The sequence below is a fragment of the Candidatus Desulforudis audaxviator MP104C genome, assembly GCF_000018425.1.
GTDB classification, from domain to species: Bacteria; Bacillota; Desulfotomaculia; order Desulfotomaculales; family Desulforudaceae; genus Desulforudis; species Desulforudis audaxviator.
In genome coordinates, this window is the sequence record NC_010424.1 from 1,732,333 (window position 1) to 1,758,204 (window position 25,872).

Consider the following 25,872-nt stretch of genomic DNA (forward strand, 5'->3'; position numbering starts at 1 on the left):
GCCCATGTTCCTAAACAAAACGTCAGTTTTCAGACTCGAAAAAGCTGTGAAATACCTGATGACGACAACACGGCATTGAGCCGCCGCAACTGGATCCCGCCGATCCGCGCCCACTGCTGGTGATCCCCGACAGCCGCGCAAGGTTCCGCAGTACCGCTTTGGCACGTGGGTTTCGGCGGCCCTGAGGACCGTTCAGAAACGAGCATGGCAAGGAAAGCGAAGTCGCCCGACGCGGAGCGTACTGGTCGGTGAGCTTGACGAAGCAAGGCGAAGTTTATCAACGATCTCTAGCAGATCCTGGGGAGTGGAGCCCCGGCCAGCAAATCCAGATACTTCGTTCCCCCCAGCGCCGTCTTCAGGAACACGTTCCCCGCGCCAGCCTTGACCTCGCCGATGATCCGGGCGTTACGGCCCAGTTCGTCCGCCCGCATCAGCGCGAGCGCCTTCTCGGCCTCGCCGGGCGCCACCACCGCCAGGAACTTCCCTTCGTTCGCCAGGTACAGCGGGTCCACCCCCAGCATCTCGGCCGCACCCTTCACCCCGGCTCCGACCGGAATATCGGTCTCGCTGAGCCAGAGGTCCACTCCGGACGAGGTCGCGATCTCCTTGGCCGAGGTGGCCAGTCCACCCCGGGTCAGGTCGCGCATCAGCTTGACCCCTTCAAGCTCGGCGAGCAGCCGGCCCGTGATCCGGTGCAGCGCCGCGCAGTCGCTTACCAGCCGGTCTCCGAAGCCGAAACCTTCCCGGGTGGCCAGGACGGCCATCCCGTGGTCGCCCAAGTTCCCGTTCACCAGGATCCGGTCTCCAGGTGAAATCCGGTGGTAGCCCAGATCCACTCCCGCGGGGATGACGCCCACTCCGGTGGTGTTGATGAAAATCCGGTCCAGGTGCCCGCGGCCCACCACCTTGGTATCCCCGGCCACGATTTCGATCCCCGCGTCCCGGCAGGCCGCGGCCATCGAAGCCACCACCCGCTCCAGGTCCGCCAGCGGAAAACCCTCCTCGATCAGGAACGCCGCCGTCAGGTAACGGGGCTCGGCCCCGCTCACGGCCAGGTCGTTCACTGTGCCGCAAACGGCCAGTTTCCCGATGTCCCCCCCCGGGAAAAAGGGCGGGTCGATTACGAACGAGTCGGTGGTCACCGCCATCCGGCCTTCCCCGACCGGAAAGGCGGCCGCATCGGTCATCGCTTCCAGCACCCGGTTACCCAGGTGGCGCAGGAAAAGCCCCGTCACCAGTTCGTGGGTCAGCCGGCCCCCGTCGCCGTGGGCCAGCAGGACAATGTCTTCGTTATGCGTCGGCACCTATTGGACCTCCTCTGAGTTCAAAACTTAAGCGGGGCACGGAGCCAAGCGGCGGCTCCACCGGTCTTAGCCGGCCGCGGTCCGCCGCTCGTACTGGTAGAATGCGGCGCAGGCCCCTTCCGACGACACCATGCACGGGCCCACCGGGTGGCTCGGCGTGCAGGCGGTCGCGAACAGCCGGCAATCCCGCGGGGTGAGCTTCCCCTTCAGAAGGTCCCCGCACCGGCAGCCCTGCGGGATCCGCGGGGCGGCCACCTCGGGCGCGAAACGGGCCCGGGCGTCAAACTCCCGGTACTCCGGCTTCAGTTCCATTCCGCTCCCCGGGATGGTTCCAAACCCCCGCCAGGAAACATCGGCAATCTGGAAGAACCGGTCCAGAGTCTCCTGGGCCCGGACGTTCCCTTCCTCCCGCACCACCCGGGTGTAACCGTTAACCACCCGGGGCGGGTCGTCGGATATCAGCTGCTGCAGGAGGTTGTAAAGCGCGTCCACGATATCCAGCGTCTCAAAGCCGGTGATCACGGAGGGCAGCCCGTACTCCTCAGCGATGAAGTCGTAGGCGCGGCGGCCGATGATCGCCGAGACGTGGCCGGGCAGGATCAACCCGTCGAGTTTCATTTCCGGATCGGAACCGAGCGCGGCAAGCGCCGGGGGCACCACCTTGTGCACGGTGAACACGCTGTAGTTCTTCAGCCCCAGCGCCTTGGCTTGGGCCACGCTCAAAGCCACGGCTGGCGCCGTGGTCTCGAAACCCACCCCCAAAAACACCATTTGCCGCTCCGGGTTCTCTTTAGCCCACTTCACCGCGTCGGCTGGCGAATAAAACACCCGAACGTCGGCGCCCCGGGCCTTTTCCCGCTCGAGCGAGGTCCGGCTGCCGGGCACGCGCACCATATCGCCGAAAGTGCCCACCGTCACCCCGGGCAGCCGCCCGAAGGCCACCATGGCGTCGATGTCGCCGTAGTCGGTCACGCACACCGGGCAGCCCGGGCCGCTCCGGAGTTTGAGTTTTTCTTCCAAAAGGCTTCTCAAGCCCGCCTTCGAGATGGCCACCGTGTGGGTGCCGCAGACCTCCATGAAGACCGGCGGGCGTCCCAGCTTGTCCCGTGCCCGGTCGGCCAGCGCGATCACCTTTTCCAGGAGCGCCCGGCCGAGTTCGGGATCACGAAACCTGTCCAGGATATGCATCTCTCAAAATCTCCTCCCACAGCTTCAGCCGGATTTGGGCCTCTTCCACGTCGAGCTTCTCGATGGCGTAGCCGGTGTGCACAATGAGGTACTCCCCGGTGTGCACCTCGCCCACCAGAAACGTGCTGATCTCCCGCTGCACGCCGAAGATCTCAATCACCGCGCTGTCCGATTCCGGTTTCACGTCCACCACAAGACCCGGTATACCTAAACACATTCCTTACTCCACCTCCGGTATGCGATTACAGCCTGACCCAGGCAAAGTCCCCCGTCGTTCGCCGGCACCTGCCGGTGCGTGAGTACCCGGAATCCGTCCAGCGGCAGGGTTTCCCGCGCGCGCCGGAAAAGGTACCGGTTCTGCCAGGTGCCGCCGCTCAAAGCCACGGTACGAAGCCCCGTCGCCGCGCCCACCCGGCGCACGGCTTCGCGCACCATCTCCAGGACGGTGTTGTGGAAGCGGGTGGCGATCGTCTCCACGGGCACCCCCCGCTCCAGGTCCTCCACCACCCCGGCGACCGTACCCGCCGCCGAAATCGTTCCCTCTTCAATTGAAAAAGGATAGACCCCGAGCTTCGCGCCTTCAGCGTCGTCGCGCACGAGTTCCCCCAGTTCGATCGCCGCCTGGCCCTCGTAGGTGCTCCGCGTGCACACGCCCACCAGCGCCGCCACCGCATCGAACAGCCGGCCGCAGCCCGAACTCGGCGGGGCGTTGAAACCCTTGGCGAGCATCCGGCGCACCACGTCCAGCTCCAGGCCGTGGCCGCCGAACAATCGCCCGGCCGTCCGGTCGCCGTCCTCGCCCAGGTAGGTCAGAAGGTAGGCAACCGCCGTGCGCCAGGGGGAGCGCACCGCCGCCTCGCCGCCCGGCAGGGGCACGGGGGCGAGGTGCATCTCCCGCTTAAAACCCAGGCAGTCGCCGCTTATTATCTCAAAACCCCACAGCGTGCCGTCCGGACCGTAGCCGGTGCCGTCCAGGATCACCCCGATCGCCCGCTCGTCCACCAGGCCATTGTCGGCCAGGCAGGACGCCAGGTGGGCGTGATGGTGCTGCACCTCGTAGCGCTTTTCCGCCGGCACCTTCCGGGCCAGGCGCGAGGAACGGTAGTCGGGGTGCATGTCGTACCCGACCACCTCGGCCTCGATGTCCAGGAGCCGCTGGAAGTTCAACAAGCTGGAGAAAAGGTTCTCCTCGCCCTCCAGGTGGTCCAGTTCCCCGATGTGCTGGCTCACGAAAGCCCGCCCCTTTTTGAGCAGGCAGAAGGTGTTCTTCATTTCGCCGCCGATGCCCAGCACCACCGGCCCGTCCCCGGTCGGGACGCGCACCGGCACCGGCACCCAGCCGCGCGATCGCCGCAGGAGCTGCACTTCCCCGTCCATCACCGCCGCCAGGGAGTCGTCGCACCGGTTCACGATCTCCCGGTTGTGCCAGAGGAAGTAGTCGGCGATGCCGCCCAACTCCGCCAGCGCCCGGACGTTCTCCTTCGCCAGCGGCAGTTCGCTGTAGTTGCCGCTGGTCATCACCAGAAGGTCGAACGGCCCGGTGAACACCAGAAAGTGCAGTGGGGTGTACGGGAGCATCACCCCCAGGGTCTTGAGGCCCGGCGCGAGTTCAGGCGGCAGGTCGGTCCCCGGCCGCCGCTTGAGGATCACGATCGGCGCCTCGGGGGAAGTCAGGAGTTCCCGCTCCTGATCGTTTAAGTGGCAGTACCGCTCCACCACGGCCGGGTCCCGGGCCATCACCGCGAACGGCTTAGCGTCGCGGCCCTTGCGCCGCCTGAGTTCCCGCAGGGCATCGCGGTTTTGCGCATCGCACACCAGGTGAAATCCGCCCAGGCTCTTCAGGGCCAGGATGCGGCCTTCGGCCAGGAGGTCCCAGCAGTTCCGCCGCCACTCGCCCGGCACCGGCTTGCCGCCGGCGTCCACCAGTTCCACGGCCGGGCCGCACACCGGGCAGGCCACCGGCTGGGCGTGAAACCGGCGGTCGGCCGGGTCGTGGTACTCCCGGGCGCAGTCCGGGCACATGGGAAAGACGGCCATCGAAGTCTTCGGCCGGTCGTAGGGCAGCTCCCGGACGATGGTGAACCGGGGGCCGCAGTTAGTGCAGTTCGTAAACGGGTAGCCGTAATGCCGGTCTTGGGGGTCGAAGGTCTCCCGGGCGCAGTCCGGGCAAAGGCCCACGTCCGGCGGCACCAGCGCTTCGATCTCCGCGCCGCCCGTGCTGGCGATGATCTCAAAACCGGTGTGGCCCGCCGGGGGCAGCGCTTCCCAGGACACCTCGTCCACCCGGGCCAGCCGCGGCGGATGCGCCCGCACCGCCTCCAGGAAGCGGCGCACGGCGTCCGGCGCACCCTCGGCGTCCACGATCACGCCCTGGCCCGCGTTCAGCACGCTGCCGGCGATCCCGCAGTCCCGGGCCAGGTTATAGATGAACGGGCGGAAACCGACGCCCTGGACGGTGCCCCGGACGACTACCCGGTAACGGACCCTTCCCATTTCCGACGCGCGATTTCCCTGAGCCAAAGGCACCATGCCTCCACACTCCGGCCGGTGGGCGGCCGAGGTCATAAACAGCTGAATTTCCGGATTGACGGTCCGGATTTCGGCTTGCACTCTATTCATACCAGAATCGGTGCACAAAAGCAAACCCAAAGCATCTTCTGGAACGACTCGATCTGGTTCAGGAAGTCGATGATCCGGCCGCCGACGGCCTTGATGACCCGCACCATCTGGAACCAGTTCTCGGCGTGGTCCTCGCCGGCGGTCTCCATCTCGTCAAGATTCAGCACTTCGTTCTTCAGATAGAAGTCGAGCTCGCAGGAGAGGAACCCCTACAGGGATATTTTTCAGGCGGGTAAGGTATCCCGGCTACCACATTGTTGATAGATACCAGACGACAGCCGCCACCACCGCGATCGCCAAGGCGACTTTGATAAAACCGCTTACTGCTTTAAATACGAAGAGCCCTATCAGGAAGGCCGCGATCACAAGAAGGATCGGTAGCCCTTTGACGAAGTCGAACGCTTGCTGTACTTGATCCCCGGCAATTTCTTTGGCACCCTCAAGCTTGGTCGCCAGTTGCTCCTCGATCTTCTGGGTCAGTTCGGTCGCGGCCTTCTCCATTTGTTTTTCCAGGGTTTCGCTTGAACCGTCAGAACCCCACGCGGGTGCACCGGCGAATGCAAAGGCGACCAGCAAAAGTAGAACCCAACAAACAAACTTGGTTTGCAAACGAGCTCGCGGAAACAAACCGCGGACGCAGAGCTGACGCATGGAAAGCACCCACAATCTGTTATCTTCTTGCACTTTCGTAAGAAACCGGCGCGAAAAGTTCTTTCGTTCCAGCCCCCATATGTGTTCCGGTGCCGGCAAAGCGGACGACTACCCGGCAGCGTGCCCTTCCCGTTTCCGACGCACGATTTCCCTGAGCCAGAGGCACCACGCCTCCACACCCTCGCCGGTGGTGGCCGAGGTCACGAAGATCTGGATTTCCGGGTTGATGGTCCGGATCTCGGCCTGCACTTTATTCATATCAAAATCAGTGTAAGGAAGCAGATCGCTCTTGTTGATAACCACGGTGTGGGACTCCTTGAACACCAGCGGGTACTTGGTCGGCTTGTCGCCGCCCTCGGTCACGCTCAGGAGCGCCGTCTTGTAGTCCTCGCCCAAGTCGAACTCGGCCGGACAGACCAGGTTCCCCACGTTTTCGATGAACAGGAGGTCCAGCCGGTCGAGGTCCAGCTGGTCGAGGGCGCGTCCGACCATGTTCGCATCCAGGTGGCAAAGCCCCCCGGTGTTGATCTGGACCACCGCGGCCCCCCGGCCGGCGATCCGCTCGGCGTCGCGGGTGGTGTAGATGTCGCCCTCCACCACCCCGATTCTGAATTCGTCCCGCAGGGTGATGATCGTCTTCTCTAAGAGCGTCGTCTTGCCGGCACCCGGCGAGCTGATCAGGTTCACCGTCGTCAGCCGTGCCAGGCGTTCCCGGTTTTCACGGGCCACCTGCTCGTTCGCCCGCAGGATCTTCTGGGCCATTACCACCTTCACGTTCATCTTCCTTTCCATCATCACCTTCGAAAAAGTCTATGTACAGTTCCCGCCCGCCGGTGATGCGGGCGCGCCCGCTGCACTCCGGGCAGAAGTAGGCCAGCTCGTCCGTCACCGTCCGGGCGCCGCAGTGCTCGCACTCCAGGGTGATCGGCACCGTCTCGATCTCCAGTTGGGCGCCCGCGAATATCGTTTCCGGAGTCAAGACCGTAAACGCGAACTCCAGCACGTCGGGCAGCGCGCCGTTCAAGCGCCCGACCACCAGGCGCACCTTGGTCACCCGCGTGATGTTGCTCCGGGCGGCCACCTGGGAAATCTCATTCATCACCGTCTGGATCAGTCCCACTTCGTGCAAGGCTCATTACTCCTCCTCCAGCCGGCACCGCTTCGCGCCCGGCGCCTCACTCCGCATCCAGCCGGCCAAATTCGTGCACGGCGCTTCGCTCTGCATCAAACCGGCGCCACTTCACATATGGCTTTTCACTCCCCCTCCAGCCAGCGCCGCAGTTCCCGGCGCACCGCCGCGGCCGCGCGGGGCACCGCCTCCGCCACCGCCGGCATAAGGCCCATGTGCCAGGGCTCGACGTTCGCGACCGTGATCCCGATGACCACCACCTCTGCCGGCAGTTCCAGGACCCCGGACTTGCGCCCGAACTCCAGGGCATCGCGCACCCCGATGTCGTGTACCGAAAGCGGCGGCGCCTCCTTGCGGGGCACCTCGTCCTCGCGCCAGCGGACCACCAGGCCGGGCTCCATGTCCGCAGCCAGCACCGCGTCCACGATCACGGCCTTGTCGGCGCCGTACATGAGGTCGAGCATCCCCAGGCCCGGCGCGCCGGCCTCCACCACGGTCACCCCGTCTGGAAGCGGCTCCTTCTCCAGCTCCCGCAGCACCTCGATCCCCACCGCATCGTCACCGGCGAAGATATTGCCGCACCCCAGCACCACAATCCTCTTCTTCCCCATTCTCCCCCTCCGAAAAAGGGGCCAGGCCCCTTTTCACCTTCTTTGACTTTCAAAGACGGCCCCGGCTCCAGGCGACAGGATCACCAAGGTCCCCGGGTCCCCGAGGGGGACAGGCACCTTTTCCCGCCTGTAACCGACACCGGTAAGAGCCAGGTTTCCGTGCGGGAAAAGGAGCCAGTCCCCTGACCAAGCCCGCCATTCCGCCTGCGGAAGCGAGGCAACCCCCTAAGTTCTCTGAAAAAGGGGCCTGGCCCCTTTTTCTGTTTCAGGCACCTTTTTCACCCTCTGACACCTTTTACTCACCTTTTACCTTCTCTGACTTGAAAGACTACTGCGTTCTTTACCTGTTAGTATTCGCCAAAAGGGGGCGTCGTCCTCCGAAGGAAAGTAAAAAGCCCTTCCGGAGAGACTCTCCGGAAGGGCTAGGAAACAGGTACAAGGCGCTCGGCAGCGTTACCTGCTCCCACGACCGCCGCCCCTCGGCGGGTTTCGTCCGTGGGAGACTCTATTCCCGATTCTGACTCCTGGATTCTGGATTCTGCAAATGCTACCTGCTCAGGGTCTTATACAGTTCGCCCTTGCTGTCGTAGATGTTCACCGTCAACGGCAGCTCGCCCAGAACGGCGTGTGTCGCGCAGCTGAAGCACGGGTCGTAGGCCCGGAAGGCCATCTCCACCATGTTCAGTAGGCCGTTGGTGATCTCCACACCCGGCTTGATGACGCCCATCGCCGCCTTCTTGATGGCCATCGAGATCGGGGCGTTGTTGTTGGTGGTGCCCACGATCAGGTTCGCCTTCACCACGATGCCGTTCGGATCGGTGGCGTAGTGGTGGGTCAGCGTGCCGCGCGGCGCCTCGATAATTCCGACGCCCTCCTTCGGGGTGCCGGTCGGGATATTCCGGATGTCGGGGCTGGTGATTTCCTCGTCCAGTGCCAGCTCCAGCAGACGCTCCGCCGCGTACATCAGCTCCACCAGGCGCGCCCAGTGAGTGGCCAGCACGGCGTGGGTCGGACGGCCCAGAACCGAGATGAACTTCTCGTAGGCTTCCTGCGCCAGCGGAGTGGCCATACCGTCGCAGGCGTTGATCCGGCCCAGGGGAGCCGCCTGGTAGATGGCGGTGCCGGGGCCTTCGACGAAGCCGGTCCAGCCGAACTTCTTCAGGTACGGGTACTTCAGGTAGCTGTAAGGCTCGACATGCTCGGCCACGTAGTCCACGTACTCGCGCGGGCCGTACTTGAACAGCTCCTTGCCTTCGGTGTCCACCACGCGGACCTTGCCCTCGTAGAAGTTAATCTTGTTGTTCTCGTCCACGAGGCCCATGTAGTTGGTTTCGAGCCTGAAGATATCACCCACGATCAGGTCGACGTACGCCTGATTCGCCAGCACCACGTCGTCAAAGAGCTTCAGGGAGAACTTGGCAAACTCCACGCAGGACTTGGCCATTTCCACGACCTGCTTGCGCTCGTCCTCGGTGAGCCCCTTGCTCACGCCGCCGGGAAGGGTCCAGGCCGGGTGGGTGGCCTTGCCGCCCAACATCGCCTGAATCTGCTGCCCGTAAGCCCGGTGCTTGATCACCTCGCCGCCGATCTCCAGGCCCACCTTGCCGATCACGCCTAACACGTTGCGCACGGCCGGGTCGGCGTCCGGGCCCATCACGAAGTCCGGCGCCGCCAAAGCATAAAAGTGGGCGATGTGGCTGTGGACCATATGGGCGCTGTAGTAAAGCTCGCGCAGTTTCTTCGCCGCCGGTGTCGGCTCGACGCCGAACACCATATCCATGGCCTTACCCGAGGCCAAGTGATGTGCGGCCGGTCAGACGCCGCAGATGCGGCTGACGATCTGCGGGACCTGGTCGGCCGGACGGCCCTCGCAGAACTTCTCAAAACCGCGAAGCTCCGGGACCTGGAAGTAGCAGTTTTCCACACCCCCCGCATCGTTCAGGAAGATCTCGATCTTCCCGTGGCCCTCAAGCCTGGTGATCGGATCAATGGAAATGCGTTGCATTACTTAGCCCTCCTTAACAGCGAACCAGGCAGACCGTAGCGGTAGAACAAGCCCGCCGGATCGGCTATTTCGCTGATTATCCGGTCAGCCTCATCGGGGGAGTCGGCGTCAACTACGGAAGCCAGCGCCGAGATGTACTTGGCGCCCTGGTCGATAACCCCGTCGACCGGACCGTAACAGCCGGTGCACGGCTGGTTGGCGCTGACGCACTGGTTGCCACAGCCGGCCCGGGTCACCGGACCCATACAGGTCAGTCCCTGCTCCAGCAGGCATTTCTCCGGATCGGTGATAATCTGATACGGCTGGTAGAATTTCTTGACTTTCTTGTCGGTCTTGGTCCGCGTGCAGGTGTTGCACAGCGTCTGGTTCTCGCAGCCGACAAACGCGCCCTTGGGCGGCAGCGCGCCGGAAGCAATCACCTGGATGACCGCCCAGATCTGAGCCGAGGTGGGTGGGCAGCCCGGCATGAAGTAGTCGACGTCCACCACGTCGCTCAGGGATTTTACCTCTTTATAGAACTCGGGAAGCTCCAGAACACCCTCCGGCACCGCGTAGTGCGTCTGCGGATAGACCTTTTCCGGGTTCTGGGTAGATTGGCTTTCAATATACACCCGGTAGAAAATGTCGTTCTTCTGCTTGAAGTTCGCCAATCCCGGAATCCCGCCCGAGATGGCGCAGGAACCGAAGGCCACCATCACCTTCGACTTCTTCCGGAGCAGCTTCGCGACATGTTCACCCTCAGAGTTGCGGATGGCCCCGTGGAACAGGCACACATCGATGAATCCGTCCTCGTAGCCTTCCACGTCCGCATACTTAAAGTCCACGGCGATCGGCCAAAACACGATATCGGCCACCGCGGCCACATCCACGATCTTTTCGTGAATGTCGAGGATGGCCACGTCACAGCCGCCGCAGGCTGCCGCCCAGTAGGAAGCTAACTTCAACTTACTCATGTCTAACCCTCCCCACCGGCAGCCGCTTTTTGTTCGGACTTAAACGGCCCCAGCTGCCGAAGCTCTTCGGTGAATTCAGAGATCACCTTGGCGAACTTGGTGCCCTCCGCCGAGGAGATCCATTCTAACCGAACCCGTTCGTCCTCAACACCCAGTTGGTTCAAAACCATCTTCATCAGCTGGAAGCGCCGCTGGGTTTTGTAATTGCCACTAACATAGTGGCAGTCGCCGATGTGTCAACCAGCAACCAGTACGCCGTCCGCACCGTCACTCAAGGCCTTGAATACGAATTGCGGGTCGACGCGCCCCGAGCACATTAACCGAATGATCCGTACGTTAGGTGGATACTGTAGCCTGGACACGCCGGCCAGGTCAGCGCCACCGTAACTACACCAGTTGCATAGAAAACCGATGATCTTGGGTTCAAATTTGGTGTTCGCCATTCCCGCCCCTTCTTTCTTGCAGAGTTTCAAGAACGTGCAAGTTCACCGCTCCGCCGCGAACTGCTTTTTACTCCCACCTCCAAAAAATTTGAAATTGAATTCGTTTCGAAGGCAATGCTGCGCCGATGCTGTAACTGCGGAATAGGTTAACCAACCAACTAAAAAACCGACAGGACCAACCGCCATCCTGGCTGCTGACCCAACTTGTCCGAATTTATTAATATATTCTAACAAAAAGCCCCGCCCGTTTCAACGAAAATCCGGACAAATGTTCCCAAATTCATGCGGGCCGCCGGCCGGCAATGGTCCGGCGCGCATAGCCGAGGATATTTAACAGTTCGTCAAGCCGGATCAAAATCCCTGCAAAGAAATAAACAATTGCGCCGGTCACAATGGTCAGTCCCACCCGGGCCAGCAGCCCAAGCCCACCGGCAGGGAAAAAAGCGGCCAAAGCTGCGTCCACCGTCACCACCACCAGACCCATCACCCCGGTGGCCACCAACACCCCGCCCAGGAAACGCACCAGGTCGGCCGTGATCAGGCCGCCGCGCAGGCGGCGCTGCAGGAGATAGATCAGGAGCACCGCATTCAGGACGGCGGTGATCGAAGTGGCCAGGGCCAAGCCGGCGTGGGCCATGGGCCCCACCAGTAGGAGGCTCGCCCCGCCCTTCACGGTCAGCGTGCCGACGGTGACCATCACCGGCGTGCGCATGTCCTGCATGGCGAAAAAGCCGCGGCTGATGAGCATCACCAGGCAATGCCCCACCAGGCCGATGGCGAAGAAAAGCAGTGCCGCCGCAGTCATCGCCGTGGCCCGCTCGTCGAAAGCCCCTCGCTCGAAAAGCAGGGTCACGATCGGGATGCGCAAGAGGACCAAGCCGGTCACCGCCGGGACGGTGAGTAAAAGAACCACCTTCACCCCACGTCTAAGAGTGCGGACCATCTCGGCCGGATCCCCCTCGGCGATATGGCGGCTCAAGGTCGGAAAGATGGCCGTGGACACGGCCAGCACGAAAAGGCTCTGGGGGAGTTGAACCAGTTTGTTCGCGTAGTTCAGCGCGGCGATGCTGCCTTCGGCCAGCCCGGAGGCCAGCACCCAGTCGATCATCAGGTACACTTGGCTGACGGAAAGGCCCAGGGTGAGCGGCAGCATCAGGTACAGGACCCTTTTCACCTCGGGGTGGCGGAGGTTCAGTTCGGGGTGGTAGCGGAAACCGGCGCGGCGCAGCACCGGCACCTGGATCAGGGCCATTACGGCGGCGCCGCCGACCACACCGGCGGCTAGGCCGTAGACCCCGTAGTAATTCCCCAGAAACAGGGCGCCGGAAATGATTACGATGTTCATGGCCGCCGGGGCGAAGGCCGGAACCCCGAACACGTTGTTGGCGTTCAGCATGCCGGTGAACAGGCCGGCCAGGCTGAAGAACACGATCGAAGGCATCATAATCATCATCAGTTGGACCGACAGCCGGAAGGTCTCCGGGGCGAAGCCCTTCCCCAGTACGCCGACTACCGCCGGAGCCAGGATCATCCCGATCAGGGACCCGACCACCGTGAACAGGATCAAGGCGTTGGTGATCAGGCTGCAAAGCCGCCAGGCCTCTTCGCGCCGGCCCTGGGTGACGTACTCGGTGAAGATCGGGACGATCACGGTGGCCAGCGCAATGCCGGCGACGGCGTAAAAGATGTTCGGGATGGTATAGGCCACCAGGTAGGCGTCGGTGGCGTGCGTGGCGCCGAACTGGTGGGCGATGGCCGCCTCCCGCCCCAATCCCAGCACCCGGGACAGGGCCAGCATAATCATGACCACGATGGTGGCGCGGGCGACTACCTGACCTGTAGACATCACACAACCTCAGCTTTTAGAAGGCAGACTTGGAGGGACCCATGCACTTTGCCCCGGCAGATACTTCCCCGGCTCCCGGCCGGTTTCCAGCGTTATGGGCACACTTCAGGCGCCAGCGCACCCTGATATCCAGATAGATTGTAGCACACATACGGGGGTTGCGGCCTCAAAAACTTTAACCCCCCCCCGGTGACAGTCGCGACTGTTGACCGATGAGGTGAACCGGTTTCCGGAAAAAGGGGCCAGGCCCCTTTTCCAGCTCCCGGTGCCGCCGAAGCGGATCGCCGATCGCCCCTGTCGCTCTCCTTGCGCGTGACCTACGAACCGGCTGGCCACCGGAAAAGTGCGACTTCGGTCAAAAGCTGGCATCGGACCAGTTAATATGATACAATAAATCCAGGGGTTGGCCCACTCAGATGCTCTAAGAGCCGTGAAACGATTTATCACCGGACCTGCCGGGTCTTCCGCCCGCAGGTCCAAGTGTCTGGAAAGCGGGAGGCTTTAGCAATCCCCACCCCGAGCCTGGAGGTGGAACCCGTTGACTGTCCTGCACAACCTGGAGCGCCTGGTCGTCGTATCCAACCGTGGCCCGGTGGAGATCAAGGAAACCCCTTCCGGGGTTTCGGTGTCCCATACGGTCAGCGGCCTCGTTTCGGCCGTGGAGCCGATCATCGAAGCGACCGGGGGTATCTGGATCGCCTGGTGCGGCCGCAAAAAGCGTAAGCCGGGGGTGGGCCATACCTGGCCCGTACCGCGCACCGAACCGCGATACAGTGTTCGCGAGGTCACCCTCTCTGCGTCCGAGCACCGGGATTTCTACCTGGGCTTTGCCAACGATTGCCTCTGGCCCCTGTGTCACAGCTTTATCGACCGCTGTGTCTTCAACCCCGACTACTGGCGGAGTTACCAACTGGTGAACCAACGGTTCGCGGACGCGGTGGCGGCGGACTGGCGGGAAGGCGACGTGGTGTGGATCCACGACTATCAGCTGGCCCTCACGCCCGCGATGTTCCGCGCGCTCCGACCGGAGGCCCGGATCGCCTTTTTCTGGCACATCCCGTTCCCGTCCTACGACGTGTTCAGTATCCTCCCCTGGGCCCGGGAGATCCTTAAGGGCTTTCTGGCATGCGACAACATCGCCTTTCACTCTCCGGTCTACCTTGACAACTTCCTGCACTGCGTCTCCTGGCTCCTGGACCTCGAGGTCGACCCGGAGGCCGGTATCGTCCGCTGGGAGGGACGCGACATCATCGTCCGGGCGCTGCCCATCGGCGTCGATGCCGCGCGGTTTATCGCCCTAGCCACCGAGCCGGCCGTCCGACAGCGGGCGGAGGCAATCCGGCGCTCCATCGGCGCACGCTTTCTGGTCCTGGGGGCCGACCGGCTGGACTACACCAAGGGAATCCTGGAACGGCTCCAGGCGGTCGAGCTGTTTCTGGAGCGAAACCCCGGCTACGCCGACGACTTCACCTTTCTGCAGGTGGCCGTGCCCACCCGCACCGAGGGCAAAGCCTACCGCGAACTCCGCCGGGCCGTCGAGGAAACTGTGGGCCGGATCAACGGACGGTTCGGGGAGCAGTGGCGGGTGCCGGTGCGTTACCAGTTTCGTTCGCTCAACCCCGAATACCTGGTGGCCCACTACCTCGCGGCCGACGTGGCCCTGGTCACACCCTTGCGGGACGGGCTGAATCTGGTGGCCAAGGAATTTGTCGCCTCGCGCATCGACAACACCGGCGTGCTGGTGTTGAGCCCTTTCGCCGGGGCCGCCGAGCAGCTTACCGAGGCGGTGATCGCCAACCCTTACTACCCGCACGACGTGGCCGAGCAGCTCCGGTTCGCCCTGGAGATGCCGCGTGAGGAACAGGCCCGACGGATGCGGGCCATGCGCGAAAACGTGACCAGGTACAACCTAACTCACTGGTGGCAGAGCATCCTGGACAGCCTAGCCCAAACCCTGGGCGGGCACCTGCGCCTCTCGGGCCTGCCCGCCACCGTGGATGAGGCCGGCTGCCCGCAATATCTCCGGCGCAAGCCCCTGCCCATTCCCGAGCTGGTCCAGGTAACGAGGAGCTAGTTTCAAGGAGGTAGGAATGAACTTCGACGAAAAAAACGAAGTGCGCCTGTACTTGTTCCTGGATTACGACGGGACCCTGGTCCCGATCGCCCCCACCCCGGACGAGGCCGTCCCCCCGCCGGAGTTGCTGCGGTTACTGCACACCCTGGTCGGCCGGGACGGTCTTCGCGTGGCCATTATCAGTGGCCGGGGACTGAAGAACCTGCAAGAAATGCTCCCCGTGCCGGGCCTGTACCTTTCCGCCTGCCACGGGGCGATCATTCAGCACCCCGGAGCACCGCCCCGTTTTCTGGCCGCCCCCACGGCCCTGGAGCAACTGGACCACCTGACCGAGGAGGCCCAGGAGCTGATCGAGGGCCGGACCGGTTTCCAGATCGAAAGGAAGGAAATGTCCGTCGCCCTGCACTACCGCCTCGCCGACCCGGACGAGGTCGACACCGTTTTGGACGCTTTCTTGGACCTGCGCGAGCAGTACTGCCCCGACCTGGAGTGCGACCTTCTGGCCGGGCGTAAAGTGCTTGAGGTGCGACCCAAGGGCGTGAGCAAAGGGACCGCCGTGAAGATACTGCTCGCCGCCTGCCCGGACGCCCTGCCCGTGTACATAGGGGACGATGTCACCGACGAGGACGCCTTCCGCGCCCTGTCCGGCCGGGGACTGACCATCCTGGTCGCCGACGCGCGCCGGGCGACCACCGCCCGCCGCCGCCTCACCCGCCCGGCGGTGCTGGACCTTCTGCGGGGTGTCGCCGAACACGGCCCCAGCTACATCACCTCGCCGGACTCCCTCCCCACCCCCCCTTAAAAAAAGGGGCCTGGCCCCTTTTTTGCGTTAGGGGAGTTCCCAGCGCCAGGCGGTTTCCACGATCAGCCGCAGGTCGTCCAGGCGCGGCTGCCAGCCGAGCCGCTCCCGGATCAGGCGGCTGTCCGCCACCAGGGCTGGCGGGTCTCCCGCCCGGCGTCCGGCGTACTCAACGGGGAAATCCACGCCGGTCACCTCCCGCACCGCGTCCAGTACCTCCAGCACCGAATACCCCCGCCCGTAACCGCAGTTGAAGACTCCGCTCTCCCCCGTCGCCAGCAGGTGCTCCAGGGCCAGGACGTGCGCCTCGGCCAGGTCCGACACGTGGATGTAGTCGCGCACGCCGGTGCCGTCCGGCGTCGGGTAGTCGGTCCCGAACACCGTCATCCCGGCCCGCCGCCCGGCGGCCGCCCGCACCGCCACCGTGATCAGGTGCGGCGCCCACTCCTTGCCCTCGCCCAGGCGCCCGCCGGGGTCGGCGCCGGCCACGTTGAAGTAGCGCAGGGCAATGTAGTCGATCTCCCCGGCGCGGGCCATGTCCCGGAGTATCCGCTCGACCATGGCTTTGGTATGCCCGTACGGGTTTATCGGCCGGAGCGGCGCGTCCTCCGCCACCGGGATCACCTCCGGAATGCCGTACACCGCCGCGCTGGACGAGTAGATCAGGTATCGGGGCCCGTGCCGGACCATCGCTGCCAACAGGTTCAGCGTGCCGCCCACGTTGTTCACGTAATACATAAGCGGCCGTTCCACCGATTCGGGCACCTGGATGTGCGCCGCGAAATGCACCACGGCGTCGAAGCGCCGCGCCGCGAAGAGCCGGTCCAAACCCTCCCGGTCGAGCAGGTCAAGCTCCACCAGTTCCCCGTGCCGCACCGCCCAGCGGTGCCCCGCGGACAGGTTGTCCAGCGTGACCACGTCGTAGCCCCTCTCCCCCAGGGCCAGCACGGTGTGGCTGCCGATATACCCGGCCCCGCCGGTGACCAGAATTGTCTTCACTCGCGGTGCCTCCTTGGTACGTGAATCCTCTCCCCTCGTCAGGGGGCCTGCGGGCCGTCACGCGGCCCCGCCTCCCGGCAGGCCGGTCAGTATCCGGTGAACCCGACTACCAGCGGCACCAGGCCGGCCAGACCCAGCCAGGCCAGCGGGGTCCGCGGCCCCACAAAGGCCAGCGGCACCAGGCTCAACAGCGCCAGCCCGGTCACGACGCGCAGCACCCGCAAGCGCGGGGTCAGGTTTGGCTTCAATGCCCGGACACCCCCTTTGAACAGCACACCATCCCGATTGTACTTTCTTTAACAAACAGGCAGGAATCAGCCTTTACCCGTAGAATTAAAGCCTAACAACATCCGGGAGGGATCCGTCTTGTGCTTTTTCTGCAACCTGCCGCCGGAAATCATCATCCTGGAAAACGAACTGGCATGGGCCATCTACGACAAGTACCCCGTCAACCCCGGTCACATGCTGGTGATTACCAAGCGCCACTTCCCCACCCTGTTCGAGGCGACCGAGGAGGAGATCCTCTCCGCCTACCGCCTGATCCAGGAGGCGAAAGTGCTCCTTGACGAAAAGTACCGCCCGGACGGGTACAACGTCGGGGTCAACATCGGCGAGTGCGCCGGGCAGACCATCTGGCACCTGCACTTCCACGTCATCCCCCGGTTCATCGGGGATGTGGACAAACCCCTGGGCGGGGTGCGCCGCGTCAAGCCCAACCTGGCCATGTCCCCCCGGGAAAGCTAGCCGCTCTGAGCGGGTTCCTCATCCTCTGCGGCCGGTGCGGCCTGGGCCCGCCACTTGATCTCTATTTCCAGTTCGTGCTCATCGTCTTCGACCTCGTACTCAATCTCGAGCATCACCTCCCCCGGCGGGCCGACCTCCACCCGGCGCTCGCCCTGTGCCAGGATCAAGACCCCCCGCTCCAGGCCATCGGCCGCCGCGCGCAAAAAAGCGGCAATCTCAGATAGACTCTTACGTTCCTCGCTCTCGAACAGCACCTCTTTCGGCGATCCCATACCAGACACCTCCATTACTTGATTACTTTGAATTATAACCGATTTACCAAAGCATTTCTCCATGAAAACCCATTAGGTCTACTCATAGGCAATGAGGGGCTGCTCCGGGCCGAGGAAAGCCGGCAAAAGGCGTCGTTTACGAAAGTCAGCGTCCCATCCGGCAAAAACCGGCAGACCAGCGTGGGCAGATCCACCGCCCCCGGACCCTCGCCCCAGGTCCCAGTCTTACACCTTAAGCCGCAGCCCCGCCCGCTGGGCCACCGGGGTAAGCACTAAAAGCGCCACCGCGGCCGCCAGGGCCATCAGGCCCGCCAGCGGCCAGGCAAAGTGACCGAAACCCACGGTCAAGACCACCGGACCGTACACCAGCGCCTGCAGCACCCAGGCCGTAAGCGGGTATTGTCCCGCCCGGCGGAAAAACGCCCCCCAGGCCGGACGCCGAAACTCAAACCACACGAACACCAGGGCCGCGACCCCGGCCCCGAACAACGTATAGGAGGCGGTGACTAGGATCCGGTCCAGCGGCGCCACTAGAAAGTGAACCAAAAGCCCCAGGCTTGTCAGGACGAGGCCCATCCTCAGTCCCCACTCCAAAAAGACTTGTCGCGGCGCCCGGTACAAGAGTTCTCCGCAAATAGTGCCCGCGACGATGATCACCGACCAGGACAGGACGGCCGCCGGCCCGCCCTCCACCAGCGACCGGACCGCCTCGGCCACGGCGGGCAGCGGCAGCAGAAACAACTGGTAGAAGAGCGCTAACGCCAGGGCCGCCACCAGGCGCAGGTCCAAGCGCAGGTGACAAAGCAGGAAGGCCAGCACGTAGGCTAGGGCCCAGGTCTCCAGGATGCCCCAGGTTCGCGCGGCGTTCTCCCACAGGGAAGCCGCCGCCGCATACCCGTACCAGAAGTCGGGCACATAGCCGATGAGAAAAAGAAGCGCCGCCCGGCGGGCCACCCGGGAGAGCACCCGCTCTCCGTCACCGGCCCCGCCGGTGCGCGCCCGCGCCCGGGCCAGCGTCAGCGGCAGGCAAAGGCCGATGGCGAAGCCGAACAGCGGGGCCACCAGGTCCAGGGGCAAAAACCCTTCCGGCCGGGCGTGGTTCACCAGAAGCGGCGGGTCCGCGGCGAAAACCACCACAAAGTTGGCGTTGAACATCAGGAACACCGCCAACCCCCGAAAATCGTCGATACTGTTGTACCGTCCGCCTTCACCGAACACCGCGCCGCCCCTTTTCGCAAACCGTCCCGCTCCAAGGGTGCCCCACATCAGCTTGCCACCACATTTCCCTCGGGGGTGATCACAACTCTACTCCCTGAGATGGCCTGAGAAGTTTGGTGCGACAGGAGAACCGTCCCCTGTCGCAACCCTGTCGCAAAGGACCGGTGGCACCGAAGAGGCTAGAGCCGGATCTGGTCCTCCTTGACCGGCCGGTGGTGGTAGTAGTAATAGTAACCGTAATCCTTGGCGGACAGCCGCACCTTGTTCAGCACCACGCCCAGGACCCGCCCGCCCGCCTTCGCCAACTGGGCCTTCGCCTCCTGGGCCAGGTCCACCCGGGTGTCGGCCGCCCTGATCACCAGGAGCACCCCGTCCACCTGGCCGGCCAGCAGGCTGGTATCGGTCACCGCCAGCACCGGGGGCGAGTCGGCCAGCACGAAGTCGTACCGTTCCGCAAGCCGGTCCAGCACCTCCTGCATGCGGCCCGAACCCAACAATTCCGCCGGGTTCGGCGGAATCGGCCCGCTGGGCAAAAGCGCCAGGCGGTCAACTTCCGTGTTCACCACCACCTCTTCCAGGCCGGCGTTCTGGGACAGCACGTTGGTCAGCCCCGCCGTGTTTTCCACCCCGAACAACCGGTGCAGCCGGGGTTTGCGCAAATCGGAGTCCACCAGGCACACACTGTGCCCCGCCTGCGCCAGCACCACCGCCAGGTTGCTCACCGTGGTCGTTTTCCCGTCCGCCGGTCCCGCACTGCTCACCAAAATGACCCGGGCCGGCCGGTCGGGCGCCGCGAAACCCAGGTTGGTCCGCAGGGTGCGGTAGGCCTCGGCCGCCGCCGACTTGGGATGCTTATGGGCGACCAGGTCCACGAAAGCGCCGTTTTTGCCGGTCATCTGCATCTCGTTCCGCCTCCTGTACGTTATCCTCGCCGCGTGTCCGGCGTCAGTAGGTGGACCGCTGCGCCGCCCTCGCGTCCACCGCGGGCACCACTCCCAGCACCGGCAGCTCCAGGTGCCGCTCCACATCCTCCGGGTTCTTGATCGTGTAGTCCAGGTGTTCCAGCACGAAGGCCAATCCCACGAACACCATCAGTCCCAGCACCAACGCCACCGCCATGTTCAGTTTCTTGTTCGGCTTCACCGGCGTGGTCGGCGTGTTCGCCGGCGACACCACCACCACCGAGGTCTGGCCCAGGTCAATGGATCGCGCAATCTGGGTTTCCGTCACTTTCTGCGCCAGCAGATTCGCCGTGGCATCCAGACGGTTCACCTCGTCCCGCAGCCGGTCCAGGCCGGCCCGCTTGGTCGTCAGTTCGGCCAGCAGCACGCTGGTCTCTCCCTCCAGGCCGGCGATCAGCTGGGTCAGTGCCTGTACCTCGGCTTCCTTCTCCGCCTGGGCGGCCTTGCGCTCGCTCAAACGTTCGGACAGGGTCGCGTAAACCGGGTTGGGCTCCCGGGCGGTGACCACTCCTTCATCAGTGCTTCGTTCCACACTGATGGTCTGCGGCGTGGCGTTCAATTCCTCCTGCATCCGGGCCACGCCGGCGCTGATCTGCTGCAGCTCGATCACGGCCGTGTTCAGCCGCGACTTGTACCGGGCCAGATCTTCTGACTTCTGGGTGAATTCCGCCTCCAACACGGCCACGCTCCGCGGCTGCGCTTCGAACTCCTTCAGTTTTCCCTGCGCCTCGTCCAGCCGCGCTAGGGCTTCGTCCCGCTGGCGTTCCAGGAAGTCCACCGACCGGGCCATCTGCTCCTCGTTCTTGTCGGACAGCATCAACAGATACTCGGTATTGATGGCGTTCGCGATATCCCGCGCCAGCACCGGGTCGGTGTGCCGCACTCGCACTTCGATCAGGTTGGCGTCCTTGATCACCGAGGCGTCCACCATCTCCAGCAGGTGCCTGGGCTCATACAGCGCCCGGTCCAGGCCCAGCTTTGCGATCACCCGGTCCATCAGGGCCTCGCTCTTGATCTGCCCCAGGTAGGTGTTCATGGTCATCACCGGAATCCGCGAGAGGGTCCCGACCACGCCCTCCAGGCCGTCCTGTTCCACCACCCGCTGCCGGTCCGCGGCCTGGGTGACCATCAAGAGCGTTTTGGCCTCGTACACCGGCTGCAGAATAAAGAAACTCAGGATGCCGCTGGTGAGCACGGCCAGAAAGGTCCCCAGCGCGATCACCTTGCGCCACTTGTGCAGGACCTTGAAATAAGCCCGCAGGTCAATCACGTCCTCGGTGAATGCCGGCCTTTGCGGTCCGTTCTTCTGCTGCTCGTTCATGATCGGCCTCCCTTTTAGAGTACGGGCAGGGCCAGGACTTCCTCAAACCGCCTGTCCGTGTCCCCCTGCTCCGCCCGGAGCCAGGTCAAGATTTCCTCCACCGTATCCTCTTCGCCCATCCGGCTGTAAGCCGCCGCCCGCCATAGCTCACTCTCCCACTTTAGCTCCTTATTGGCCGCCGCGGCGCGCAAGAATGCCTCCGCCGGCTCGTATTCGCCCCGCAGGTAGTGGGCCTGTCCCAGCACCAGCTTTAGGGAAGCGCTCTGCTCCGCCGCCTCCCGCCACCGAGTCACGAACCGCTCCTCCAGCCGCTCAGCCTGCCGCTCCACCCGCCCGGGCAAGTCCAGCGCCTTTTGCACGTAATCCCGGGCCGCTTCCAGCTCGCCGCGCTCGATACCGTAACGGGCCGCCCCGATGTAGGTCCGGCCCAGGATTTCGTAATTGGGCAAATGCAGCGGGTTCGTCAGCAGCAGGGCCTCCGCCTCTGCCACCACCAGTTTGGGCTCCCGCAGGAGATGGTACACGTTCAAATTGGAGGACCGGATCTTGATCCCGTAGGGTTCCAGCGCCGCTGCCCGCCGCGCGTACCCGATCGCCCGGTAACGCTTCACCGCGTCGTCCTCGGCCAGCGCCTGCACCGCGTAAATCTGCGCCAGGTCGCCGGGATAGGTGGCCGTAAACGGGTCCCGCCGGGCCGCCTCCTGCAGCAGCTCTGCCGCCTGGTCCAGGTCTCGGCCGTACATGGCCCGGGCCCCCTCCGCCCCCAGCCTTCCGGCGGCATACAGACTGGACGCCGGCACCACCAGCACCGCCGCCGCGACCGTACCGATCACGGCCACCCCGATCAGCCGCCGGGGCCGGGCGGACACCTCCGGCCCGCTTTCCTCGCCCTTCCCCTTCTTCCGCCTGCGCCCCTCTCCCGGGGCAACATTCCCGGAGGCACCAACAGCCAACCCCGCCCCCGCGCGCACCAGGCCCATATAGGCGAAAAGCAGGAGACCCATGGCCGCCATGGACAGATTGAAGTCGAAGAAGCTGTGCAACCCCAACCCCAACACCGCCACCGCCGCCGCCCAGGTGGACACCCACACCCCGTTCCGCGCCCCGTAACGCCACAGGCGCACCAGCAGGTAGACGAAGAAACCCCACAGGGCCAGGACGGCCGCAAACCCCACCGTCCCCGCCTCCACCCAGGTCTGGAAGAAGTAATTGTGCGTCTCGGTCGTCCAGTACGGGTAGGACTGGTACTGGTGGTACAGCGCGTTCCAGCCCCCGCCGCCCGCCCCGGTCACGGGGTAATCCCTCACGATGCGCAGCGCGTCCCGGTTCATGGTCATCCGATCGGTGAAGCTCCGCTCCTCGCCGGAGATCGCGCCCGCCCGCACAAACACGTCCTCGGCCAGCAGGGCCCGTCCGCCCGCCGCCGGCATGGCGGCGGAAGCATACATCAGGTACAAGGCCAGCACCAGACAGCAGTAGCCCACCCCGCCCCAGGCCACCAGCCGCCTGGTGGATTCGGCCACCGTCTCCCGGTTCAGCCAGACCCCCAGCCCATGGTACAAAGTCTGCAGCACCAGGGCCGCCGCTGCGCCGGCGCCCAGATACCAAAGCGCCGTGTTGGGCTCCCCGGCCTTGAGGGCGTCAAAAAAGCCCTTCGCCGCCAGCAGTCCGCAGCTCACCTGGATCAGGATGTGGTACGCCGCCCGCCAGCGGTAGGCCTCCGGCAGCACGGCCGCGAAACCGCCCAGGATGAAGGGGTAGACCACCCAACTGCCCCGGGATTGGGTCCCCAAAACCACCGTCACCAGAACGGCGCCGCCCATCGCGAAGAAGAGCTTCGGCCACAGCCGGTCCGTCTTCACGCTCAAGGCCACACCCACCACGGTCAGCATGGCCAGGAAAATGCCCAGCGTGTTCGGATACTGCAACGTGGAAGCGATGCGATTGTGCATCACCCCCCCGGGGAACTCGAACAGCCCGGCGATTGATGCAATCCCGATCAGCGCCACCCCCAGGGCGCCGACGTACGTCACCAGGAGCACCCGGTCCAGGTCCCGCTCCGCGCGCACCGCCCGGAAAGCGATCCAGAAGATCATCACGTAACTGACGACTTTCAGCACCTCGCCCACCGCCGGCCGGATGTGCACCGCCGTCACCAGGGACAACAGGTAGGCCGCCACCAACGCCAGCATCGCCCATTCCAGGCCGGTGAACCGGAAACCCACCTCCCGGCGCAGCACCTGGTCGTAGACACACAGGGCGAACACCACGCCCACCAGGATATGTGCCGTCAGCAACTCCGGGGGAAAGAACAAGCCGCGGAAAAACGGCGCGGAAAACAGGATCACCCACAGCCCCAGCACAAAAAAGGGACGTAGATTAAGATGGAGGATGGGCGGAGTCCGCGGGGTGACGATCGCCTTATTCAAAGCCAATATGTTCATCCTCGTTGCATACTCGGTATATATTTCCTTGTTCGACAACAGTTTCTAAAAATCCTCTTTAAAATCGTCACCGGGACTAAAAGCGATCATAGGCCGCCTCATCCTCCTCGGGAGACATTAGGAAAATAGTTGTAACGCCCTATGGGCAAGTACAAGCCGTTCACACTTACGGAAACCGCACGGCGCATCAATGAACCGGAACCCGGGCTCCCCTGGAAATAAACCTTCAGGGGAGCCTTTCTAACGTCACCCTTTCCAAGCTTTCCAGAACCTTCTCAAGGTCGTTTCCAGAATCCCACAGGCAAACTTCACCGCCGACTGATATTTACAGATTCCCGCCCCTTGCACGCGCCGGGGGCATCTATTTTAAATCGGCAAGGATTTCCCGCCTTTGGGCGTTTTCGGACCATGGTGTATTCTTTGGATAGGAGCGGGCAGCAGCCGGCTGAACGGACCGGAATACGCCAATAACGGTCACCTGCTGCCCCCCTTTCACCGCGGCCGGCGATGCGCAACCGCCCCAACGGCGGTCGGCCGGGCCGTATTCCACGGGAGTGGCGGGATTGGACGGATACCAGGAACTGTCCAGGGCGGTGCTGCGCAAGACTTACCGGGATCTTTGCCGGGGTGCGGGGGGTGGGCGGCGGGGCACGTACCTCTCCGCCCGGTTCTTCCTGGACACGCCGCTTTTCGAGCTGTTATGCCGGCTGGCGGGTGTCCGGCCCGGATTCGCGCGGCAAGAGATGCTCCGCCGGGCGGCCGCGCACAGGACAAAGGAAGTGAAGATTCGGCCCGGTCCTCCGGGACCGCTGGTTTAGCCGGGCTCCGGCCCCGCCGGAGGCCCGTTGGCAGGGTGGGGAGGTGATTTCATGGCGGTGGATGCGATTCCGGTAACCAGCGTGCTCGTGGCCCGGTTCGCCGTGGGCTTGGACGGCGAGGGGAACCCGGTGTTCCGCACCCGGCGCTGGTCCAACGTCAAGCCCGAGGCCGCTGATCAGGCCGTGTACGACGCGGCGCTGGCTCTGGCCGGCCTGCAGGTGCACCCGCTGAACGCGGTGCAGCGCCAGGTGACCAGCGAACTGGTCGAGGCCTAAAGCCCCGGGGTACCGGGGGTACCCGCACTGAAAGGGGACAGTCCCCTTTGGGCCTTAGGGGGACTGTCCCCCCAGGGTACCCGCTTTACAGCGGGTCAGCGGGTCGGGTCAGCCCTCTCACCGGGCGCCCCCGGGCGCCCGGGTCCGATTCCTTAAGGAGGTGATTTTAGAATGGATGTGGTGCGGACTCTGGAACTCCGCTTCGCCAACGAGGCCGGCCGGACGGTCACCATCCGCGTGGCCGAACCCCGGGAGAACCTGACGGCGGCTGAGATCGAAGCGGCGATGAACGCCATCGTCGACGCCGACGTGTTCATCTCGGCCGGCGGCGACCTGGTCGAACCGGTGGGCGCCCGGCTGGTGGCGCGCGAGGTCACCGAGTACGAGTTCGGGGCCTAGCCCCGCACACCGGGGAGGGGACTCCCCCTCCCCGTTCCAATCTTTCCATAAGAATGGAGGTGAAGCGCCGTGGAGGAGATGTTCTCCGCTTTCGGCAACTACGGCTTCCCCATGGTGGTGGCCGGCTACCTTTTGGTGCGCTTAGAACCCCTGATCCGCGAGCTGCAGAAGTCGGTGGCCCTGCTGACCGTGGTGGTGGCCCGCCAGGGCGGGGTGGACGTGGACGAAGCCCGGCGCATCGTGGAGGGGGGTCGCCCGTGAAGTGGACGCACCTCATCATTCACCACACGGGGACCGAGGAAAAAGACGCCCGGCAGGTGCGGGAATACCACCGGCGCCTGGGCTGGCGCGACATCGGGTACCATTACGTGATCGAGCGCGACGGCCGCGTGGTCCCCGGCCGGCCCCCGTCCATGCGCGGGGCGCACTGTCTGGCCGGGGGGATGAACCACAAGGCCCTCGGGGTGGCCGTGATCGGGAACCTGGAGGCACGGCCGCCCCGTCCGGAGCAACTCGCCGCCCTGCAGGAACTGGCGGCGCGGCTGATGGCGGAATACCGGATCCCCGTGGCGCAGGTGCTCGGCCACCGGGAGGTGCCGGGGGCGGCCACCGCCTGTCCGGGCCGGTTCCTGGACCTTGGGCGCCTGCGAGCCGTTCTCGCCCGACCCGAAATCCTGTACCTGGTTCAGGTGGGCGCCTTCCGGGAACGGGACCGGGCCGAGCAACTGGCGTCGGAACTGCGGGAGCAGGGGTTTGATTCCTGGATCGCGGTGCGGTAAGGCGGGATCGGGGCCGGC

General features: G+C 64.4%; 28 protein-coding genes. 8 read left to right on the forward strand and 20 right to left on the reverse strand.

Annotated features, from left to right (window positions below):
- Positions 1 to 287 precede the first annotated feature (287 nt).
- The 13 genes from hypE to murJ form a co-directional block, all read right to left on the reverse strand.
- Positions 288 to 1,304, reverse strand: coding sequence for a hydrogenase expression/formation protein HypE (gene hypE / locus DAUD_RS08340; protein WP_012302725.1), 1,017 nt, complete (start codon positions 1,302 to 1,304; stop codon positions 288 to 290).
- Positions 1,305 to 1,370: 66 nt separating this feature from the next.
- Complete coding sequence (gene hypD / locus DAUD_RS08345; RefSeq protein WP_012302726.1) at positions 1,371 to 2,492, reverse strand: hydrogenase formation protein HypD; 1,122 nt, start codon at positions 2,490 to 2,492, stop codon at positions 1,371 to 1,373.
- Positions 2,467 to 2,709 carry a HypC/HybG/HupF family hydrogenase formation chaperone gene (locus DAUD_RS08350; protein ID WP_012302727.1) on the reverse strand — a complete coding sequence of 81 codons (243 nt, stop codon included), beginning with the start codon at positions 2,707 to 2,709 and terminating at the stop codon, positions 2,467 to 2,469. Before DAUD_RS08350 ends, hypD begins: the two co-directional genes overlap by 26 nt.
- Entirely contained in the window at positions 2,700 to 5,021 is a 2,322-nt protein-coding gene (gene hypF / locus DAUD_RS08355; protein WP_012302728.1) for a carbamoyltransferase HypF, read from the reverse strand. Before hypF ends, DAUD_RS08350 begins: the two co-directional genes overlap by 10 nt.
- Before the next feature lie 86 nt (positions 5,022 to 5,107).
- Entirely contained in the window at positions 5,108 to 5,278 is a 171-nt protein-coding gene (locus DAUD_RS12090; protein WP_200858701.1) for a hypothetical protein, read from the reverse strand.
- Between the two features lie 79 nt (positions 5,279 to 5,357).
- The gene (locus tag DAUD_RS08360; RefSeq protein ID WP_041570897.1) at positions 5,358 to 5,861 is read right to left on the reverse strand and encodes a hypothetical protein; all 504 of its coding nucleotides are present in this window, start codon (positions 5,859 to 5,861) and stop codon (positions 5,358 to 5,360) included.
- A gap of 9 nt (positions 5,862 to 5,870) precedes the next feature.
- Complete coding sequence (hypB, locus tag DAUD_RS08365) at positions 5,871 to 6,542, reverse strand: hydrogenase nickel incorporation protein HypB (protein ID WP_012302730.1); 672 nt, start codon at positions 6,540 to 6,542, stop codon at positions 5,871 to 5,873.
- On the reverse strand, positions 6,481 to 6,882 hold the full coding sequence (locus DAUD_RS08370) for a hydrogenase maturation nickel metallochaperone HypA/HybF (RefSeq protein WP_242647920.1): 402 nt from the start codon (positions 6,880 to 6,882) through the stop codon (positions 6,481 to 6,483). Before DAUD_RS08370 ends, hypB begins: the two co-directional genes overlap by 62 nt.
- Positions 6,883 to 7,016: 134 nt before the next feature.
- The gene (locus DAUD_RS08375; RefSeq protein ID WP_012302732.1) at positions 7,017 to 7,502 is read right to left on the reverse strand and encodes a hydrogenase maturation protease; all 486 of its coding nucleotides are present in this window, start codon (positions 7,500 to 7,502) and stop codon (positions 7,017 to 7,019) included.
- Positions 7,503 to 8,049: 547 nt separating this feature from the next.
- Complete coding sequence (locus DAUD_RS08380) at positions 8,050 to 9,507, reverse strand: Ni/Fe hydrogenase subunit alpha (protein ID WP_012302733.1); 1,458 nt, start codon at positions 9,505 to 9,507, stop codon at positions 8,050 to 8,052.
- On the reverse strand, positions 9,507 to 10,460 hold the full coding sequence (locus DAUD_RS08385; RefSeq protein WP_012302734.1) for an NADH-quinone oxidoreductase subunit B family protein: 954 nt from the start codon (positions 10,458 to 10,460) through the stop codon (positions 9,507 to 9,509). Before DAUD_RS08385 ends, DAUD_RS08380 begins: the two co-directional genes overlap by 1 nt.
- Positions 10,461 to 10,462: 2 nt before the next feature.
- On the reverse strand, positions 10,463 to 10,903 hold the full coding sequence (locus DAUD_RS08390; RefSeq protein WP_012302735.1) for a hydrogenase iron-sulfur subunit: 441 nt from the start codon (positions 10,901 to 10,903) through the stop codon (positions 10,463 to 10,465).
- Positions 10,904 to 11,183: 280 nt separating this feature from the next.
- Positions 11,184 to 12,749: a murein biosynthesis integral membrane protein MurJ gene (murJ, locus tag DAUD_RS08395; protein ID WP_012302736.1), complete on the reverse strand. Its 1,566-nt coding sequence runs from the start codon at positions 12,747 to 12,749 to the stop codon at positions 11,184 to 11,186.
- Between the two features lie 538 nt (positions 12,750 to 13,287).
- Between murJ and DAUD_RS08400 the strand changes: the two genes are divergently transcribed.
- The gene (locus DAUD_RS08400) at positions 13,288 to 14,823 is read left to right on the forward strand and encodes an alpha,alpha-trehalose-phosphate synthase (UDP-forming) (RefSeq protein ID WP_012302737.1); all 1,536 of its coding nucleotides are present in this window, start codon (positions 13,288 to 13,290) and stop codon (positions 14,821 to 14,823) included.
- Between the two features lie 16 nt (positions 14,824 to 14,839).
- Entirely contained in the window at positions 14,840 to 15,625 is a 786-nt protein-coding gene (otsB, locus tag DAUD_RS08405) for a trehalose-phosphatase (RefSeq protein WP_012302738.1), read from the forward strand.
- 27 nt (positions 15,626 to 15,652) lie between these two features.
- Here the strand turns inward: otsB and galE are convergent, their stop codons facing one another.
- Together galE and DAUD_RS12095 are read right to left on the reverse strand one after the other, a co-directional pair.
- The gene (galE, locus tag DAUD_RS08410; protein WP_012302739.1) at positions 15,653 to 16,621 is read right to left on the reverse strand and encodes a UDP-glucose 4-epimerase GalE; all 969 of its coding nucleotides are present in this window, start codon (positions 16,619 to 16,621) and stop codon (positions 15,653 to 15,655) included.
- An 86-nt stretch (positions 16,622 to 16,707) separates the two neighbouring features.
- A complete protein-coding gene (locus tag DAUD_RS12095; RefSeq protein WP_012302740.1) occupies positions 16,708 to 16,869 on the reverse strand; it encodes a YgaP-like transmembrane domain in 162 nt (53 codons plus the stop codon).
- Between the two features lie 118 nt (positions 16,870 to 16,987).
- On the opposite strand from DAUD_RS12095, the gene DAUD_RS08415 reads away from it, so the two are divergent.
- Complete coding sequence (locus DAUD_RS08415; RefSeq protein WP_012302741.1) at positions 16,988 to 17,365, forward strand: HIT family protein; 378 nt, start codon at positions 16,988 to 16,990, stop codon at positions 17,363 to 17,365.
- Here the strand turns inward: DAUD_RS08415 and DAUD_RS08420 are convergent.
- The 5 genes from DAUD_RS08420 to DAUD_RS08440 form a co-directional block, all read right to left on the reverse strand.
- Entirely contained in the window at positions 17,362 to 17,637 is a 276-nt protein-coding gene (locus DAUD_RS08420) for an amphi-Trp domain-containing protein (RefSeq protein WP_012302742.1), read from the reverse strand. The genes DAUD_RS08415 and DAUD_RS08420 overlap by 4 nt on opposite strands.
- Before the next feature lie 225 nt (positions 17,638 to 17,862).
- Positions 17,863 to 18,903 (reverse strand): heparan-alpha-glucosaminide N-acetyltransferase domain-containing protein, encoded by a 1,041-nt coding sequence (locus DAUD_RS08425; RefSeq protein WP_012302743.1) that lies wholly within the window; start codon positions 18,901 to 18,903, stop codon positions 17,863 to 17,865.
- Positions 18,904 to 19,034: 131 nt separating this feature from the next.
- Positions 19,035 to 19,757 (reverse strand): CpsD/CapB family tyrosine-protein kinase, encoded by a 723-nt coding sequence (locus DAUD_RS08430; RefSeq protein ID WP_012302744.1) that lies wholly within the window; start codon positions 19,755 to 19,757, stop codon positions 19,035 to 19,037.
- Positions 19,758 to 19,800: 43 nt separating this feature from the next.
- The gene (locus DAUD_RS08435; protein ID WP_012302745.1) at positions 19,801 to 21,138 is read right to left on the reverse strand and encodes a GumC family protein; all 1,338 of its coding nucleotides are present in this window, start codon (positions 21,136 to 21,138) and stop codon (positions 19,801 to 19,803) included.
- 14 nt (positions 21,139 to 21,152) lie between these two features.
- The gene (locus tag DAUD_RS08440) at positions 21,153 to 23,573 is read right to left on the reverse strand and encodes an O-antigen ligase family protein (RefSeq protein ID WP_012302746.1); all 2,421 of its coding nucleotides are present in this window, start codon (positions 23,571 to 23,573) and stop codon (positions 21,153 to 21,155) included.
- A gap of 572 nt (positions 23,574 to 24,145) precedes the next feature.
- On the opposite strand from DAUD_RS08440, the gene DAUD_RS08445 reads away from it, so the two are divergent.
- The 5 genes from DAUD_RS08445 (at position 24,146) to DAUD_RS08465 (ending at position 25,854) form a co-directional block, all read left to right on the forward strand.
- On the forward strand, positions 24,146 to 24,400 hold the full coding sequence (locus tag DAUD_RS08445) for a hypothetical protein (RefSeq protein WP_012302747.1): 255 nt from the start codon (positions 24,146 to 24,148) through the stop codon (positions 24,398 to 24,400).
- 51 nt (positions 24,401 to 24,451) lie between these two features.
- On the forward strand, positions 24,452 to 24,676 hold the full coding sequence (locus DAUD_RS08450; protein ID WP_041570899.1) for a DUF1659 domain-containing protein: 225 nt from the start codon (positions 24,452 to 24,454) through the stop codon (positions 24,674 to 24,676).
- A gap of 171 nt (positions 24,677 to 24,847) precedes the next feature.
- Entirely contained in the window at positions 24,848 to 25,075 is a 228-nt protein-coding gene (locus DAUD_RS08455; protein ID WP_012302749.1) for a DUF2922 domain-containing protein, read from the forward strand.
- 78 nt (positions 25,076 to 25,153) lie between these two features.
- On the forward strand, positions 25,154 to 25,336 hold the full coding sequence (locus DAUD_RS08460; RefSeq protein WP_200858742.1) for a YvrJ family protein: 183 nt from the start codon (positions 25,154 to 25,156) through the stop codon (positions 25,334 to 25,336).
- Positions 25,333 to 25,854: an N-acetylmuramoyl-L-alanine amidase gene (locus DAUD_RS08465; RefSeq protein WP_012302751.1), complete on the forward strand. Its 522-nt coding sequence runs from the start codon at positions 25,333 to 25,335 to the stop codon at positions 25,852 to 25,854. The genes DAUD_RS08460 and DAUD_RS08465 overlap by 4 nt, the downstream gene beginning before the upstream one ends.
- The last annotated feature ends 18 nt before the right edge of the window (positions 25,855 to 25,872 follow it).